This window comes from Methylophilus sp. (genome assembly GCF_008015755.1).
Taxonomy (GTDB): Bacteria; Pseudomonadota; Gammaproteobacteria; order Burkholderiales; family Methylophilaceae; genus Methylophilus.
Map to the genome: position 1 here is coordinate 190,190 of NZ_SSGF01000018.1, position 17,885 is coordinate 208,074.

Consider the following 17,885-nt stretch of genomic DNA (forward strand, 5'->3'; position numbering starts at 1 on the left):
ATCGAATACACTAATCGATTATTTTTTGGCAGCTTGCAATGACTTTTCAATTTCGTCATAAGGCTGCGCGCCCAGCATGCGTTTGCCATTTTCAAAAAACAATGTCGGCGTGCTGTTCACACCCACCTTGTGCGCCAACTCACCGACTTTTTCCAGCGGTACTTCACATTTGGCGGTCGTTGTCGGCAGTTTGTTATTGAAAATCCAGTCCTGCCAGGCTTTCACGCGATTGCTGGCACACCAGATGCTACGTGATTTGTTAGCGGCATCCGGGTGTAACTGCTCAATCGGGTACAAGAATGTGTAAATAGTCACATCGTTGATATTCGTGAGTTCTTTTTGTTCCAGACGCTTGCAGAATGGGCAATCCACATCGGAAAACACCACCAATTTGCGGCTGCCATTACCTTTGACCACTTTAATCGCTTGATCCAGCGGCAGGCTGTTAAAGTCGATTTTACTCAACTCATCCATGCGTTCGCCGGTAATGTCTTTTTTGGTTTTTGGATCGACCAAACGACCCTCGGCAATCAGAAAGCTGAACTTGTCATCGGTGTAAATAATTTGCCCACCCATAAACACTTCATACAAGCCTGAGTATGGCGTTTTGGTCACACTGTCGACCTTGAATTTTGGGTAAGCGCTTTCCACCAGTTTTTTCAGACTGGCTTCGTCGGCAACACTGCTAAAAGACCATAGCGCGGCCAAGGCAATCATGCCGCCCATCACACACTGGCCGATAGATTTTTTCATGACATACTCTTTCTCAAACATGCGCAGTAGGCAACGCTACACATTATTGTTGCGTTGCTGCGCGAATTAAAAAACGTTTAAGCATAGCACTGTTCTCTACACCGCGTAAGCCTAACAAAGCGGCGTGCGTCCATATGGCTTGTGGGCGGGCAAACAAAGCATCCAGGCCACGGGTCAGTGCATGCATCTTCACTATATCTGGCTGCCGAGTGCGCATCACATGCCGTAAAAAACCGGCATCGCCCAATGGCTTCATCGCAGGCAATTGGGCAATCTGCGCACAAAGTGCCTGCACATCCTGAAAACCGAGGTTAACCCCCTGCCCGGCCATCGGGTGCACCTGATGCGCGGCATCGCCCAACAGCATCACTTGCGGCAAGGCCATGGTTTCAGCGGTATTCTGCATCAGCTGAAAAGCCAGCACGGGACCACTCGGCGTTAACTGCCCAAGCAGTTGTCCACTGCGCTCAGCCACTTCTAAGGCCAAGGCCTGTGCGGACAAGGCCTGTTTTTGCGCAGCTAGCGCATGTGGCAACGCCCACACCAGGGACACCTGCTGTTGCGGCATGGGCAGCAAAGCCAGGGTTTCATGCTCGCCAAACCACTGCCGGGCAATATTGCTATGCGGCCGTTCAGCTTTAAAATTAGCGACCAACGCCGTTTGTGCAAAATCTACCTGTTGCAGCCCCACACCGCATTGCGACCGCACCCAGGAGCGCGCACCATCAGCGCCTAACAACAAAGAAGCTTCAACCTCATGCTGTGGCAAGGATAACCGTGCAAGATGACCGCCATGTTGCAATGACTGTGCCGGTGCGTCGGTGATCACCGTCACCTCCGTGTCAGCCAAGACCTGCCAGCAGGCATGCATCAAGGCCTGGCTTTCAACGATATAGCCCATTTCAGGCAAGTGCGCTTCATCTGCGGTCAGGCGCAAGCTAGGCGTGGCATGCTGATGTGTCGGCGACCATAAATGCATGGCCGCAATCGGGTTGATGCGACTGGTAGGCAGGCGTGACCACACGCCCAGCGCGCGTAACCAGTCCACGGTTTGATTGGTCAGCGCATAAATACGGCTATCCCAATGCGCCATATCGGTCATCCAGTCAGTCGGCAAGGCTAGTGCTGGCTTGGCATCGGTCAACACCACCTTTTTACCCAGGCGCGACAAGGCAATCGCGGCCGTGAGCCCCACCAGGCCTGCACCCACAATCACCACATCGGTGTTAATCAGAGAACGTTCAGCTGCCATAACTCATTTTATTGACCAAATAACGGCGCGCCATTGGCAACAGGCTGAGCGCGCCCAACCCCGCGCCACGCAGCAAGCCCACCCCGACCAGGTCATTAGAAAATACATTAACTAAGAAATCCGTAAACTGCAGGCCACGCCCGGTATCGCGCTGACGCGACTGATGATACTCAGCCAGGCGGTGTGCTGCACCCCACTCGCTGTCCTGCGTGGCCGCAACATTAGCCGCCAGCGCAACTGCATCGCGGATGCCAACGTTAAAACCTTGTCCGGCAACCGGGTGCATGGTTTGTGCCGCATTACCAATTACCACGCAGTGGGCGGCAAAGGTCTGGCCTAATTTACTGAGTTTGAGCGGGAATCTGAAGCGTTTGCCCGCATGCAAGAATTTACCCACGCGGTCACCAAAGGCAGCATGCAAGGCTTGCAGAAAGGCATCATCATCCAGCCCAGCGATCTCATCGAGATAAACCTGTTCACCGGTCCATACCAGTGAAAATTGTTGGCCGTTGGGTAGCAATGCCATCGGCCCAAATGGCGTAAACCGCTCGTAGGCAATATTGCGGTGCGGTTGCTCGGTCTGCACCAGGCCGACCAGCGCATCATGGCCATAATGCTTGGTCTCACGCACCAGGCCAGGAATAGACTCCAGGCTACGGCCGCCATCGGCAATCACGGCCAAAGGCGTCGATAATTTTTGTACAGCGCCATCGGCAGACTGATATTCAACCTCAGCCGCAGTCGCATGTACATCCAGCGCCGTCACCGGCACCTGGTCATGCAATGTAATGCCCGCAGGAGATTGCGCAATGCGTGCATCGAGCGCCTGCATCAGCGCGCCATATGAGACTACATAACCCAGAGCGGGCAAGTCGTGCTCCTGGGCTTTGAGCACGGTGCGGCCAAAGCCTTTTTGCTGAGAAACGTGAATGGTTTCAATCGCCGTGACGCTGTTTTCGAGCAACGTCCACACCCCGAGCTGCTCAAGCACCTGACGTGTGCCATAAGACAGCGCCAGCGCGCGGCCATCGCCGTACATGGCGCCGTGCGACTGCGCCTCAAGCACCGTCACTGGCACAGCCGACTGTTGCAGCGACAACGCCAGTACGAGCCCGACCGGGCCGCCGCCGATGACTACAGGATGGTTGATAGTTTGCATCACACTGACTGCCTTTGACTCAATCTCAATCTATACTCAAATTGCTGATGCGCGTTGACGCATCAGCGCTTCAATCTCGGTCACCGTTTTTACGGCCGCCGAGGTCATCACCTCATGCCCATTGGCGGTCACCAGCACATCATCTTCAATGCGGATGCCAATATTCCAGAAATGCTCAGGCACATTGTCTGCCGGGCGCACATAACAGCCAGGCTCAACCGTCAGCACGTTGCCGGGTTGCAGCATGACCCAGTCACCGCCCGCCGTTTTATATTCACCGGCATCATGCACATCCAGCCCCAGCCAGTGACCGGTGCGATGCATGTAAAACTGGCGATAGCTGCCGGTTTCGAGCACGGCCTCACGGCTGCCCTGGCATAAACCATAGTGGATAAAGCCATCCATCAATACGTTTAAGGCAGCCTCATGCGGCGCGTTCCAGTGATGTTGCGGACTGACGTGTTCAATGGCCGCCGCCTGTGCGGCTAACACCAGTTCATATAAATCTTTTTGCGGGCCACTAAAACGACCACTTACCGGAAAAGTCCGCGTAATGTCAGAGGCATAGCCATCCAACTCACAACCGGCATCAATCAGCAGTAAATCACCGACATTTAACTGCGCGTTATTAGCGTTGTAGTGCAAGGTACACGCATTGGCGCCACCGGCCACAATGCTGGTATACGCCGGTGCCTGCGCACCCTGGCTATAAAACGCATGCAAAAACTCCGCCTCGATTTCATACTCCCACTTACCTGGCACTGCTGCCTGCATGGCACGGTTGTGCGCGCTGGCGGCGATATTGGCCGAGCGGCGCATCAGGTCAATCTCATAAGGGGATTTAAGCAGACGCATTGCATCCAGTGGTTGACGCACATCAACCAGCTTGGCAGGGGCCTGCACGCCGGTGCGCGCTTGCGCCTTGACCGCATTCAGCCATTGGCTCACTTTGGCATCCCAGGCAGCATCACTGCCCAGGCTAAAAAACAACTCAGGCTGATTCGCCATCAGCGTTGGTAATTGTTCGTCCAGTTGTGTGATGGAATACGCCTCATCGAAACCGAATTCTGTTTTAGCGGCCTCCGGCCCATAACGAAAACCATCCCAGATTTCGCGATCCAGGTCTTTATCACGGCAAAACAGAATGGTTTTTGGCGATGCCCCGGCAATCAGCACCAACACAGCTTCAGGCTCTTTAAATCCGGTGAGGTAATAAAAATAGCTGTCAAAACGGTAAGGATAATGGCTGTCGCGATTGCGCGTCACTTCGGGCGCGGTCGGAATCACCGCAATACCCGCTTGCATGCTCTGCATCAGTTGCTGGCGACGACGGGAAAATTCTTGCATGGAGAGACTCAAAGTACGTTCTGGATAGTTAGGAATTGTAGCGTATTTGGTTGGCAATTGCTGGAATGGTTCCTGCCAACAGCGCGTCAGAAGCCCATCATTTCATACAGCGCAGACTGTCTGACATTTTTTTCGGCGTTTTGAATCGTGCCATCGCTTTGCCACTGTTGCAGTTGGCGCGCCAGAATAGGCTGCACCTGCGCCGCGTGCATGCCAGGCTTGATAGCGGGTAGATACAGCATTTTTAACAATAAGGCATCGAGGCCGGTCAATAAGGACTCTGGCGTTTTGTCATTAAATACTGAGGGATATACCTTGTCTGAATCGTTGGGTAACCCCATGGCTTGGGTGATTTCTTCAACAATGCAAGACACCAGCGCGCCATGTTCCTGTGCGTGATCGACAGGAATCACCACCCAGGCGCGCTTGATGGCTTTTTGTGCATCCAGGGTCACACCGAACATGCAGATGGCGTCGGCAGGTGGCGGCTGGCTTTTATTGTCACTGACACGTGCCACTTCTTGTCGCCATTGCGCAGACTGGCTAAACACCACGGTCATATTGGCTTCAGCGGCGCTGGCGGCCAGGCTAATTGAGTGACCCGTAATCTGGGACAGATGTCGTAAATGCGCCGTCGTCAGCGAGGTATGTTGTTCTGCCCCATCGGCATGGTGCGCCAGCCATACTTTGACTGGTTGCTGCCATTTGCGTACGGCTTGCTCGCCTGCGACATATTCACTATGCAGTGCTACCTCATTGAATGCCTGCTGCAAATATTCAGGGGACTGCCAGGCCTCCTCTGCCAGCACGGCAGAGGTATTCAACAGCAAAATTAGCCACCAATACCTGATATTAATCATGCTGTTTCGCCGCGGCTGCACGTAACGGCGTCAGCAAATGGGATAAGCCATTATGGTCAATTTCACGCATCAGGTGTAGCAAGCGGCCTAGCTCGCCCGGCGGAAACCCCTCGCGCGCGAACCAGTGCAAGTAATTGCCGGGCAAATCAGCAATCAGCCTGCCCTGATATTTACCATAGGGCATTTTGAGGGTGACCAGTTGCATCAAGTCTTCTTGTTTCATGGCGGTGAGGATGGTGAACGATGCATTATTTTAAGCAAAATCGGCGGTTTTCAAGATTTATTTAGCCTGCACCCTTAAAAAAATCGGCTGCCTGCCGATATTCCCCTTGAGTCTGGTTAGAAAACTCAACAACAAGAAGATGCGTTGTATTGAACCCAACATCGCGAAAGACCATGATGCAATACGAAATCACTAAAGAAAAAAGTGCAGAATACCTGCGACAAGCCATCCACCACATGTCGATGCAGGATGCGGCGTTTCATCCCGTCAGCTACGCTGTCTGGTATGAATATTCATCGGGCGAGCACGCGCGCCTGATTGAAGAAGTCAACGACTTGATTGAAAAAGAAAAAAAGCTCAACGAAAAGAGCACGGCGCACTTATTTAACAAACACATTGCCAGCACAGACACTGATAGCGCCAAGGTATTGGTTGAGCGCTTTAGCCAGGTGGTGACGAATATCACCTCCAGTACTGAAAAAGCCGGGCAGGACACTTCACAATTTAGAAAGTCATTGGACGCCTGGTCGGACGAAATTCAACAGCTAGACCCTAAACTCGGCGCCCAACTCGGAGCGCTGCTCTCTGATACCGCCCAAATGCAAACCTCTATGCATGGCTTGCAGCATCAACTGGAGGCGAGCCTGGAAGAAATTGCTGACCTGAAAAACGAGATTGTGAAAGCCAAGCAAGAGGCGATTTCGGATGGCCTGACCGGGCTGATGAACCGCAAAGGCTTTGATACAGCCTTGCATCAATGCCTGGACACCCCGGCCAATGAAGATACGTGCCTGCTGATTGCGGATATCGACTTTTTCAAAAAGGTGAATGACAGCTATGGCCATTTATTTGGTGATAAAGTCATTCAGGCCGTGGCACGGATTTTAAAAACGGTGTCAGGTAACTTGTATACCGCAGCCCGTTACGGCGGCGAAGAGTTCGTGTTGTTATTGCCACATACCAGCGTCGATATTGCCAAAGAAATCGCTGAAAACATTCGTCGCCAGGTGGCTGCCATCACCATTAAAAACAATGTCACGCAGCGGCTGATTTCTAATATTACGATTTCTATGGGGGTTACAGCCTACCTGCCGGGGGAGTCTGCAGACAGTTTTATTACACGGGCGGACCAGGCGTTATATACCTCGAAAGCACAAGGCCGTAACCAGGTCACCCTGATTAACGAAGAACTGGCAGCCGCCTGAGTTGACCATGTGCGCCATCATGCGGCGCACATGCTGTTATAACAAGTCTCTTTTTTGCTCGGGAATATCTTCGTAAGGGTAACGTGAATGCCCGAAGCGCATCACCAGCACTGAAATCGCCAAAATCAAGATGGCCGCAGACACCGCCAGCATATGTGTCTCGGTCATTTCCTTCATGTCCAGTAATAAATAACGCGCCAACGCCACCATGGCAATGTAAATCGGATAACGCATGGGTAATTTGCCAGTGCCAAAATAGCTGTTGATCATGGAAAACACTTCCAGATATAAAAACAGCTGCAACAAATCGCCCAGCCCGACCATGCCAGCATCCCACATGCGCGCCAGTTCATGTGCCAGTGAAAAGAAGGTCGCGATCGTGACCAGCCCCAAGCCCAGCCGCTCTATCCACATTAATGCCTGGTGCGCGATTTTATCGGTGCGATGCTCGTATGGTGGCTTCATGTTCCCCCCTGATTAACTCTTTGCTTTTAGTTCTTTTTACTTAGCCAATGATCCAGCTGCTCTAACCGCTCTGGCGTGCCGATATCATGCCACAATCCGTGGTGATGTTGTCCAGTCACGCGCTGCTGTTGCATGGCGGCTTTTAACAGCGGGGCTAATTTGGCTGCGTGCCCGTGCTGTACGCTGTCGAATAGCGATGGATGATAAACACCGACGCCCGAAAACGTCAATCGGTCAGTGGCAGATTCCAACACCAAGCCATTTGCCAGACCAAAGTCGCCCGCGGCATGCTGCGGTGGATTATCGACCATGACCAAGTGCGCCAGCTTGCCGGTTGGCAAGGCCAGGCTGGCATAATCAATATCGGTAAATACATCACCATTCAGCACCACAAACGGCTGCTCGCCCAATAAAGGCAAGGCATAGGCAATGCCGCCTGCGGTTTCGAGTGCCGTGACTTCTGCGCTATATTGAATGTGCACCTGCCATTGTCGGCCATCGCCCAGCGCATCCTCAATCTGCTGCCCCAGGTGCGCATGATTAATAACCAGTTGGGTGATGCCCGCAGTTGCCAGGCGCTCGATATGCCACACAATCAAAGGTTTACCGCCTGCCATCAATAATGGCTTGGGGGTATGGTCAGTCAGCGGCCGCATACGCTCACCACGCCCAGCAGCCAGGATCATCGCACGCATGGCTTAGGCTGCCTTTTCCAAGGCGAGCAACAGTCTGAGAAACGGACGCAACTCGACATAACGCTCACAGGCCGCCTGTAAATATTGCATCACCAAGGGCATATCCTTGAGGTAGCCCTCTTTGCCATCGCGGTGATACAAGCGGGCAAAAATACCCAACACCTTGATATGGCGCTGTACGCCCATCCATTCAAAGTCTTTATAAAACTCACCAAAATCAGCGCTGACGGGTAAACCGGCTTTTTTAGCCGATTGCCAGTAACGGACAACCCAGTCCATTAAATCTTCTTCGTCCCAGCGTATATAAGCATCCTTAAATAAGGATACCAGGTCGTAAGTGATGGCGCCAATCACGGCATCCTGAAAGTCCAGCACGCCTGGATTATTGTCGGGCGTGACCATCAAATTACGTGAGTGATAGTCTCTATGCACCGTCACTTGCGGTTGCTGCAAAATATTGTCGATCAGCAAGCCAAACGTCTTATCCATCACGGCCTGCTGCTCTGCAGTCAGCGTTTGACCTAAATGCTTGTTCACATACCACTCAGGGAATAATTGCAATTCGCGCATCAGTAAAGCTGCATCATATGCTGGCAATGCTTCTGGCTGTGTTGCCAGTTGCATCTTGATCAGGGCCTGACAAGCATCGCCATATAAAGCTTTGGCGTTGTCACGATTTAGTTGCGACAGATAGGTATCGTTACCGAGATCACTTAGCAACAAAAAGCCTTGCGTAACGTCTTGCGCCACGATCTTGGGCACATTGAGCCCGGCTGTCAGGAATTGCTCCGCCACGCGCACAAACGGGCGACAATCTTCCTGCGGCGGTGGCGCATCCATGGCAATCAGGGTTTGCGTCGGCAAATGCACGCGGAAATAACGCCTGAAACTGGCGTCTGCCGAAGCCGTCGTGAGTGTAAAAGGCTGATCGAGCACCTGCTGTAGCCATTGTTGTAGTTGCTGTGTTCTATCCACAAATGTTCCCAAATAATGAATCGGCCCATACTACCGGGCATTACTGTTAAAATGCGGCTGTCATTTTAAGTGAAAAATGACTTTTTAAGCATTTTCATGAATAATATAGCCCAATTGAAATGAGACATCTGACCGCAGGGTCTGGGATGCGTGCGTACAACCGTCGGCCATTAGCAGGCCTTACCGAAACGATCACTCTTTGAATAATTTGCAAGCTCACTCATCCACCTTTCAGGACCGCGGCATCCGGCTGATTTTGGCGCTCATCGCCATCAGCACCTTGTCGCCTGTGCCTGTGCGCGCGGATGAGCAGGCAGCCACAGAAAGCATTGTCGTCGCAGAAAACACCACCTTGCCTGGAGCCATTGAAATTGAAGGCGACACCCTGCAACTGCGCATGGACAGACAAATGCGGGCAATTGGCAACGCAGTGATTCGCAAAGAAGGCCAGCAAGTCACCGGCGATGATATTCGCTATGATATTCAGAATGACGAACTGCAAGTAGACGGTAATGCGGTCATTACTGCGGGCCAAACCAAAATTACCGGCCCGATGCTGCGCATGCGCATGAGTGAAAATATTGGGGAGATGCGCGACGTCAATATCGAATTTAAAAGCAGCCCGCCACCGCCCAGCAACCAGGATAGCAGCGCGCTACTCAATGATGAAGCTATTTTGCTCAGCGATCCAAAACGCTACCTGGAAGATGATCAGTCATACAGCTCGCAAGGCAATAATGCCTCATTTGAGAATATTCGCGCCACTGCCAAGCAAGTACTGTTTGAAGGCCAGAATATCAAGCGGTTAAAAAAAGCCAGTTACACATCCTGTGCTGCCGATGTTGACGACTGGTATATCAAAACCAACAATCTGGAACTCAACGACTACACCCGCACGGGCGAAGCAACCAATGCATTCGTTGAGTTTAAAGGCGTACCGATTCTTTACACACCGTGGATGAGCTTTTCTTACAACAACCAGCGTAAAAGTGGTTTGCTGGCGCCGTTATGGGGAACGACCTCTAGAAGCGGCTTTGAATTGCTGACACCGTATTACATCAACATCCGCCCGGATATGGACGCCACCATTGCTACCCGCTTTCTGAGCAAACGCGGTACGCAACTGCAAGGCGAATTCCGCTACCTGGGTGAAGACTATTCAGGGATTAACAACTTTGAATATCTCGACAATGACAGCATGACTGGCCAAACTCGATTTTATGCAAAACTGTCGCACGCGCAACGATTTAGTGAACACTGGTCAGGCGGCTACAATCTGGAAAAAGTGTCAGACGATAAGTACTTTTCGGAAATGGCCACTAGAATTCAGGTGACATCACGCGTCAACCTGCAACAAACCGCGTTTGTTGATTATCAAGATGATCATTGGACGTTTAACGGCTCCGTACAACGCTATCAAAACCTTGATAACAAATCGTTTGTCTACCAGCGCCTGCCTCAGCTGACTGTCAATTACGACAATAGCTGGAACGGCATTACGACGCAAACCGTGGCGCAATATGTCTATTTTGATAGCTTGCAAGAAATGGGCACTGTGCCTACCGGCTCACGGTTAAATTTCTACCCGTCACTGTCCTACCCGATGAAAAATTCATATGGGTTTGTCACACCGAAATTTGGTGTGAACACCACGCAATACAGCTTGAATAATAATGTGCCTAACGGCTACTCGGAAGAGTATAACCAGTTGAGCCGAACGCTGCCCATTTTCAGCCTAGACTCAGGACTCTATTTCGACCGTGAGTCCAGCTTGTTTGGCACAAACTATACGCACACGCTGGAGCCAAGAGCGTACTATGTCTATATTCCCTATCGTGATCAAAGTAAAATCCCGATTTTTGATACGGCGCTAGCGACACTTAATCAGGACTCTATTTTTACCGAAAACCAGTTTATTGGCGGTGACCGCGTAAACAATGCTAACCAGACAACGCTGGCAATCACCAGCCGCCTGATTGATGCAGAAACTGGCATTGAGCGAATAAGTGCCACCTTGGGGCAGCGTTTCTACTTTGAAGATCAGAAAGTATCGCTACCAAGTACTTCAGCCAGTACTCGTAAGTCATCAGATATTTTGGCAGGCTTTACCGCACGCCTCTCCAGCCGCCTGAATCTAGACACGTTTTGGCAGTATGACCCTGACCGCGGCAACATGGAGCGTAACAACTATTTGCTGCGTTACAACCCAGAACCGGGCAAGTCATTCAGCTTTGGCTACCGCTATACCGCCAACACCCTCGAACAATTCGATACCTCTGTGCAATGGCCATTTGGCGCTGGCTGGTATGGTATCAGCCGCCTCAACTACTCTATCCGCGATGGCAACGCCGTGCAATTCTTGGGTGGGCTGGAATATGATGCCGGGTGCTGGCAGGCGCGCGCAGTCATGCAACGCGTGCAAACAGCCACCGCCAACGCGAACTATGCTATGTTTTTCCAACTCGAACTCGGAGGCTTGACGTCTATTGGCGCCAATCCTTTAAATGTGATCAAGCGTAATATTCCAAGCTATATGCGCACCTACGACATCCCGGCAATTTACAGAGACCAGAACTCGCAATGATGAACCGTTTATCCACCCTGTTGTTATCCACGATGGTGTTTGCCTTTTGCGCAGCATCTTCAACCGTAATACTCGCCGCAGAAAAACGTCCCATCGAAAAAATGGATAGGATCATTGCCGTGGTCGACCAATCGGTCATCACAGAACGGGAAATGCTTAACCGGATGGAATCTGTTAAAACGCAAATGATTAAAAAAGGCGTCGAAGTCCCGCCTGACGAGGTACTGCAAAAACAGATTCTGGAGCGGCTGATTGTTGACAGCCTGCAACTGCAACTGGCCGCCCAAACCGGCATTAAGGTAGAAGATGCGCAACTGGATAAAACCATAGAACGGATTGCTGAACAAAACAACCTGACCTTGCCTGCCTTCAAAAAAGCCCTCGAAGAAGACGGTACACAGTTTTATAAATTTCGCGAAGACATCCGCAATGACATTATTATTGCCCGTTTGCGCGAACGCGATGTCGATAATAAGGTAAATATTTCTGAAGCCGAAATTGATAACTATCTGACTACACAGGAAAAAGAAGGCGACCTGGACGAGTTTAACATCTCGCAAATTCTGATTCGCTTGCCAGAAGATAGCTCGCCGGAAGATATTCAAAAAGCCCGCGCCCGCACCGAGCAAATCACCAAAGCTTTGTCTGAAGGCATGAGCTTTGAAAAAGTCTCCGCCAACTTTTCAGATGCGCCTAACGCACTCGATGGCGGCAGCTTAGGCTGGCGCAGTGGCCAGCAGATGCCTGCCCAGTTTCTGGAGCTGGTAAAAACGTTGCAACCAGGGGGCGTTTCACGCCCAATCCGCAGCGGCACCGGGGTGCATATCCTCAAACTGAATGACAGACGCGCCGGCGCCAGCACCTTGATTGTTGAACAAACCCACGTGCGCCATATTTTACTCAAACCGAATGAAGTCTTGTCTGACAAAGAAGCCAAGCAAAAAATTGAAGGTATTAAAGAGCGTATCGACCATGGCACCCCATTCCAGGACATGGCCCGGCAATATTCTGACGATGGCAGTGCGTCCAGTGGTGGTGATCTGGGCTGGATCAGTCCGGGTGACACAGTGCCTGTGTTTGAAAAAACCATGGCCGAACTGGCCGTCAATGAAGTCAGTGCACCTATCCGCAGCCAGTTTGGCTGGCATATCATCCAGGTATTAGAGCGCCGTAAACAGGATATGTCCAAAGAGTCCAAGCGCCTCAAAGCACGCCAGGAAATTCGTGCCCGTAAAGCAGAAGAATCTTATAACGACTGGATCCACGAGCTACGTGACAAAGCCTTTGTTGAAATGCGTTTAGAAGACAAATTCTAAACGCATGAATACCTTGCCTCGCATTGCGATTACCGCTGGCGAACCTGCTGGTATCGGGCTGGATATTTGTGTCAAACTCGCTCATACCGCCATGCCTGCGGCACTGGTGGTGCTGGCTGATCCAGCAGCGTTGCAAGCCAGAGCCGCTCAGTTAGGCATGCCGTTAGCGTTGCACACCTATACCAACACGCTGCCAGCGCATGCAGGTGACGGTAGCCTTTATGTGTTGCCGGTAGAAACTGCCGCACCGGTGGTCACCGGCACACTCAACCCGGCCAACAGCGCTGCCGTGTTAACCATGCTGGATCGCGCGCTAGCAGGCTGCCAAGCTGGCGAATTTGATGCCATGGTCACCGCCCCGGTACACAAAGGCGTGATTAACGATGCGGGCATCACATTTACTGGTCATACCGAATATCTGGCAGAAAAAACGCACACAGAACAAGTGGTGATGATGCTGGTCGGTGGCGGCATGCGCGTCGCGCTGGCCACTACCCACTTGCCACTGACGCAAGTCAGTGCCGCCATTACGGCTGACAGTGTCAGCACAACTATCCGCATTCTGCACCATGACCTGGTACACAAATTCGGTATTGCCCAACCGCGCATCTTTGTCGCCGGACTCAATCCGCATGCGGGTGAAAACGGCTACCTGGGCATGGAAGAAATCGACACCATCAACCCGGTGCTTGAGAATTTGCGCGCCGAAGGCATGCAACTCATCGGCGCCTTGCCCGCCGACACCATGTTTTCGCAAAAAAACCTGTCACAGGCAGATGCTTTCCTGGCCATGTATCATGACCAGGGCCTAGCGGTACTCAAACACGCCAGCTTTGGCGAAGGCGTCAATGTCACCTTGGGCTTGCCGATTATTCGTACTTCAGTCGATCACGGCACTGCGCTGGATATCGCCGGTAGTGGTAAAGCCGATCTCGGCAGCATGCTGAGTGCCATACAACTGGCCATCACGCTGTCCAAAACACGCAACTATTCAAAGATATGAAACACATCGCCAAGAAAAAATTTGGTCAAAACTTTTTGATTGACCAAGCCATCATCCAAAGCCTGATCAACGCCATCCATCCACAAGTGGATGACTTGATGGTCGAAATCGGCCCCGGCCTGGGCGCGATGACGCAGCCGCTGATCAAGCATCTGGATCACTTGCATGTGGTCGAAATCGACCGCGACATTATTCAATGGATGCAAGGCTTCTACCCGCCGAAGAAAATCACCATCCATAATTCAGACGTCTTGAAATTTGACTTTTCGACCATAGGCGAGCGCATCCGCGTGGTTGGCAACCTGCCGTATAACATCTCCAGCCCCATTCTGTTCAAGCTGCTGGAAAACACCGCGCAGATTATAGACATGCACTTTATGCTGCAAAAAGAAGTGGTCGAGCGCATGGTCGCCGACCCTTCAAACTCAGAATATGGCCGCTTGTCTGTCATGCTGCAATACCGCCTGCAGATGGAATACATGGTCACCGTGCCGCCAGAGGCCTTTGACCCGGCACCTAAAGTCGAGTCTGCTTTTGTGCGCTGCGTGCCTTATGCCACCTTACCTTACCCGGCCACCGATGAAGCCTTGTTTGCCAAAGTCGTCACGGCAGCCTTTGGCCAGCGCCGTAAAACTTTGCGCAACACCCTCAAAGGCCTGCTCAATGATGATGGTTTTACCGCATTGAATATTGATTCGCAGCTGCGCGCCGAAAACCTGAGCGTGGCCGAGTTTGTCGCCATCAGTAACTACCTGGCAGACCAGTCACTCACCAATCAGGCCTAAGCCGAACTTGCGCAAAGCCTTGCTGGCTTAACCTGATTTAAAGCTTAGCCTGATATAATCCTGTTTTTACTAAAACCCACACTTTTGGAGCATGTTATGCGTTTGATTCTGCTGGGCGCCCCCGGTGCCGGTAAAGGGACACAAGCCACCTTTATTAAAGAAAAATTCAATATCCCGCAAATTTCCACTGGCGATATGTTGCGCGCAGCAGTCAAAGCAGGCACTCAATTGGGCTTAGAAGCCAAAAAGTTTATGGATGCAGGCGGCCTGGTGCCGGATGAAGTGATTATCGGCCTGGTGAAAGAACGCATTAAAGATGCAGATTGCGCCAATGGCTTTTTGTTTGACGGTTTTCCACGCACCATTCCACAAGCCGAAGCCATGAAAAACGCGGGCGTCGCCATTGATTACGTGGTTGAAATCGACGTGCCGGATGCCGCGATTGTCGAGCGTATGAGCGGTCGCCGTAGCCACCCGGCTTCTGGCCGTACTTACCATGTGAAATTTAACCCGCCAAAAGTCACAGGCAAAGATGATGTGACCGGTGAAGAGCTAGTGCAACGTGACGACGACAAAGAAGAAGTCGTACTCAAGCGTTTGCAGGTGTATCACGATCAAACCGAGCAACTGATTGGTTACTATTCCGACTGGGCGAAATCCGGCGTCAGCGGCGCGCCGCAATACGTCAAGGTCAACGGCCTAGGCGAACTCAATACCATTAAAGAAGAAATTTTTAGCGCATTGAAATAACGGCGTTAAAACAAAAAAGCCCGCATGCTGCGGGCTTTTTTATTGGCTGCAGATCACAGATTAGAAATCGTAACGGATGCCGCCAAATACCTGCCGTTGGCGACCCACCACCATACCATCGACGCGGCTGGTGAGATACTCTTTGTCTGCCAGGTTATAGGCACTCATAAAGTACGACACACGACTGCCAACAGGCCGGTAATTCACGGTGGCATTGAGCAGTGCATAGGACGGAATGCGACCAGTACGGCCAGATAATACGTCTTCCTCTGAGCGACCAACGCGGTAAGAGACGTCTTCTTGCTGCTCACTGACGTAATCGACACCAATACGAGCATCAAAGCCAACCGGATGCTGGTAACCCAAACTCAAGGATGCCATGTGTTTGGGCGCGTAAGGCAAACGGTCACCACTAAACACATCTGCTGCCGCGTTGGTTTTTTTAAACTTGGCCGTGAACAGGTTGGTATAAGACCCGGCGAGGTAGATATTATGTGCAGAGTCATAGATCTGGCCAAAGTTAATGCGACCAGCCAACTCCACCCCGCTTTGCTGCGATTGCCCGCCATTGATAAACGAGCCAGAAGTCGGGCCAGCCACCACAATATCGTCAAAAATGGTGTGGAACAACGTGGTTTCAAAGGTGACGCCTTTGATGTAATTAGAGCGTGCACCCAACTCCCAATTGGTACTTTCTTCCGGCTTGGTATTCACCACCACGGCTGTATTGGCACCCCCTGGCGCATTAATATCACGGTCAGGGCGCGGTGGCGCAAAACCTTTGTGTACCCCGGCAAACAAAGTGGTTTTTTCAATGCCGTTCCAGGTTAAACCAAAACCCGGTAATACTTTGCTTTGATGATTGGTGTCTTTTGACTGGGGATTATTTTGCACCGCGCCTTCGGCACGCAGAATATCAGTCCTGATACGCAAGTCCTCTATGCGCAAACCGGGCGTGAACGTCCAGTTGCCCACATAAAAGGTGTTTTGTGCATAGTATGACTTGGCTTCGACATTGCTGTGAATCTGCTCGCGGTGATCGCCAAAAGCTTCTGCATAGCCCTGATTTTGGATGCGAGGGTCACTACCACGAAACTGATTACGCTGAATATCTTCGCGGTGATAGCGGAAGCCAAGCACGGCATTGCTTTCTATGCCAAACAAACTGTGCTGCAAATCCAGACGCGGCTCTATGCCCCAGTATTCATACTCACGCGGGCGCCAGCGTCCACCACATTGCTCGGCATTCGCTTCGGTGGCTACGCCCAAGCCAGTACATCGGTCCATCACCGAGCGCCCACCCAGGCCACCCGGGTCGTTAATCTGCCGGAAAGAGGCCCGCTCAGACTTGGCATAATAGGCTTGTGTGCTGAGTTTTGCCCGTGCATTAATCTGAAACAGATGCTGTAATTGAAACGTCGTGCGCTCGTGCTCGAATACATCATTTTTACCAGTCGGTGCCTGGTATTTATCTTCATTGTATTCGACCAGGCCCAAGCCGGTTTCAGACACATGAGAGCTCTCACGGAAATAACTCGCCTTGGCAATCAAGGTGTGGCGGTCAGATAAATTCAACTGCCCTTTGGCGGTGTATTCCTGAATCTCAAAATCATGGTTATCACGAATGCCGTCGCCTTTTTTATGCAAGGCATCAATCATCAAACCACCACGCTCATCACCTGCACCAATATTGCCATAGAGGCTGCTATAGTCGTTGTTGCCCAGCGTCGCAGACACATTACCATGCACCTGGCCGTCACTAGGCACAGGCCTGGTAACGAAGTTAATCATGCCGCCCACGGTTTGTGGACCATATAAAATCTGGCCAGAACCTTTCACTACTTCAATACGCTGCACACGCTCCAGCGGCGTGGTGTAATGCGCAGCCGGGTCACCATAGGGCGCCAAAAACAAAGGCATGCCATCTTCCATCAGTAAAGTACGCGCTGTTCTGCGCGGGTCCAGGCCACGCACGCCAATATTCACGCCTAGGCCAAAACTGTTTTCACCCACCACATGCACACCTGGCACATTATTCAAGGCTTCTTGAATTGAAAACGGGCGTCTTTCCTCCAGGGCTTGTTCATCCACCAGGTAATAAGATCCAGGCACCGACTCCAGGCGATCAGGCAAAATCCCCTTCACCACCACCGGTGAAATATTGAGTGTTTTATCCTGCTGCTCTTTTTCTTCCGCCAAGATTTCCATGGCTGGGTTAAACGCTAGCACGGTGGCCATCAACAAGCTTTTTTTCTTCATGTATTACACCCTCTTCTGTTCATATTGTTATAAAAACAAATGAGCAGGCTGCAATATTAATACCAATGTTATTGCGATAAAGGTTATCCCCATGTTTTTATTAAATAAATTATATTTATACAAATATGTATAGCGCTTTTTGAAAGACCGACACAGCATACAAGCGGTTTATATCAACCGACTTGCAACATACATGGCTAATATCAACCAAATTGGGTGAAGCGCTGCCGTCAAGCAGGTGCCAACGAAAAACA

General features: G+C 51.4%; 16 protein-coding genes. 6 read left to right on the top strand and 10 right to left on the bottom strand.

Features of this window, described 5'->3' with window-relative positions; translation table 11 throughout:
• Positions 1 to 18 precede the first annotated feature (18 nt).
• The 6 genes from E6Q52_RS08245 to E6Q52_RS08270 all read right to left on the bottom strand — a co-directional run bounded on the left by E6Q52_RS08245 (position 19) and on the right by E6Q52_RS08270 (position 5,594).
• On the bottom strand, positions 19 to 753 hold the full coding sequence (locus tag E6Q52_RS08245) for a DsbC family protein (RefSeq protein WP_292820959.1): 735 nt from the start codon (positions 751 to 753) through the stop codon (positions 19 to 21).
• A gap of 43 nt (positions 754 to 796) precedes the next feature.
• Positions 797 to 2,005 (bottom strand): FAD-dependent monooxygenase, encoded by a 1,209-nt coding sequence (locus E6Q52_RS08250; RefSeq protein ID WP_292820960.1) that lies wholly within the window; start codon positions 2,003 to 2,005, stop codon positions 797 to 799.
• On the bottom strand, positions 1,995 to 3,164 hold the full coding sequence (locus E6Q52_RS08255) for an FAD-dependent monooxygenase (RefSeq protein ID WP_292820961.1): 1,170 nt from the start codon (positions 3,162 to 3,164) through the stop codon (positions 1,995 to 1,997). The genes E6Q52_RS08250 and E6Q52_RS08255 overlap by 11 nt, the downstream gene beginning before the upstream one ends.
• 36 nt (positions 3,165 to 3,200) lie before the next feature.
• The gene (locus tag E6Q52_RS08260) at positions 3,201 to 4,511 is read right to left on the bottom strand and encodes an aminopeptidase P N-terminal domain-containing protein (protein WP_292820962.1); all 1,311 of its coding nucleotides are present in this window, start codon (positions 4,509 to 4,511) and stop codon (positions 3,201 to 3,203) included.
• 86 nt (positions 4,512 to 4,597) lie between these two features.
• On the bottom strand, positions 4,598 to 5,371 hold the full coding sequence (locus E6Q52_RS08265) for a DUF2927 domain-containing protein (protein WP_292820963.1): 774 nt from the start codon (positions 5,369 to 5,371) through the stop codon (positions 4,598 to 4,600).
• Positions 5,364 to 5,594 (bottom strand): DUF3820 family protein, encoded by a 231-nt coding sequence (locus E6Q52_RS08270; RefSeq protein ID WP_292820964.1) that lies wholly within the window; start codon positions 5,592 to 5,594, stop codon positions 5,364 to 5,366. The genes E6Q52_RS08265 and E6Q52_RS08270 overlap by 8 nt, the downstream gene beginning before the upstream one ends.
• Before the next feature lie 173 nt (positions 5,595 to 5,767).
• Here E6Q52_RS08270 and E6Q52_RS08275 point away from each other — a divergent pair, with 173 nt between their 5' ends.
• Entirely contained in the window at positions 5,768 to 6,799 is a 1,032-nt protein-coding gene (locus E6Q52_RS08275; protein ID WP_292820965.1) for a GGDEF domain-containing protein, read from the top strand.
• Between the two features lie 36 nt (positions 6,800 to 6,835).
• Here E6Q52_RS08275 and E6Q52_RS08280 read toward each other — a convergent pair whose 3' ends face one another.
• From E6Q52_RS08280 to E6Q52_RS08290, 3 genes are read right to left on the bottom strand one after another with little or no spacing between them, the layout of a single operon-like run.
• On the bottom strand, positions 6,836 to 7,264 hold the full coding sequence (locus E6Q52_RS08280; RefSeq protein ID WP_019882820.1) for a phosphate-starvation-inducible PsiE family protein: 429 nt from the start codon (positions 7,262 to 7,264) through the stop codon (positions 6,836 to 6,838).
• A 26-nt stretch (positions 7,265 to 7,290) separates the two neighbouring features.
• Positions 7,291 to 7,959, bottom strand: coding sequence for an N-acetylmuramate alpha-1-phosphate uridylyltransferase MurU (murU, locus tag E6Q52_RS08285; protein ID WP_292820966.1), 669 nt, complete (start codon positions 7,957 to 7,959; stop codon positions 7,291 to 7,293).
• 3 nt (positions 7,960 to 7,962) lie between these two features.
• Positions 7,963 to 8,934: a phosphotransferase gene (locus tag E6Q52_RS08290; RefSeq protein ID WP_292820968.1), complete on the bottom strand. Its 972-nt coding sequence runs from the start codon at positions 8,932 to 8,934 to the stop codon at positions 7,963 to 7,965.
• Between the two features lie 199 nt (positions 8,935 to 9,133).
• On the opposite strand from E6Q52_RS08290, the gene E6Q52_RS08295 reads away from it, so the two are divergent.
• The 5 genes from E6Q52_RS08295 to adk all read left to right on the top strand — a co-directional run bounded on the left by E6Q52_RS08295 (position 9,134) and on the right by adk (position 15,372).
• A complete protein-coding gene (locus E6Q52_RS08295; RefSeq protein WP_292820970.1) occupies positions 9,134 to 11,518 on the top strand; it encodes an LPS-assembly protein LptD in 2,385 nt (794 codons plus the stop codon).
• A gap of 32 nt (positions 11,519 to 11,550) precedes the next feature.
• Positions 11,551 to 12,834 carry a peptidylprolyl isomerase gene (locus E6Q52_RS08300; RefSeq protein WP_292821061.1) on the top strand — a complete coding sequence of 428 codons (1,284 nt, stop codon included), beginning with the start codon at positions 11,551 to 11,553 and terminating at the stop codon, positions 12,832 to 12,834.
• Positions 12,835 to 12,838: 4 nt separating this feature from the next.
• The gene (gene pdxA / locus E6Q52_RS08305) at positions 12,839 to 13,837 is read left to right on the top strand and encodes a 4-hydroxythreonine-4-phosphate dehydrogenase PdxA (protein WP_292820972.1); all 999 of its coding nucleotides are present in this window, start codon (positions 12,839 to 12,841) and stop codon (positions 13,835 to 13,837) included.
• Positions 13,834 to 14,622 (top strand): 16S rRNA (adenine(1518)-N(6)/adenine(1519)-N(6))-dimethyltransferase RsmA, encoded by a 789-nt coding sequence (gene rsmA / locus E6Q52_RS08310; RefSeq protein WP_292820974.1) that lies wholly within the window; start codon positions 13,834 to 13,836, stop codon positions 14,620 to 14,622. The genes pdxA and rsmA overlap by 4 nt, the downstream gene beginning before the upstream one ends.
• Before the next feature lie 96 nt (positions 14,623 to 14,718).
• Positions 14,719 to 15,372: an adenylate kinase gene (gene adk, locus E6Q52_RS08315; protein WP_292820975.1), complete on the top strand. Its 654-nt coding sequence runs from the start codon at positions 14,719 to 14,721 to the stop codon at positions 15,370 to 15,372.
• 60 nt (positions 15,373 to 15,432) lie between these two features.
• Here adk and E6Q52_RS08320 read toward each other — a convergent pair whose 3' ends face one another.
• Entirely contained in the window at positions 15,433 to 17,631 is a 2,199-nt protein-coding gene (locus tag E6Q52_RS08320) for a TonB-dependent receptor (protein WP_292820977.1), read from the bottom strand.
• Between the last annotated feature and the right edge of the window lie 254 nt (positions 17,632 to 17,885).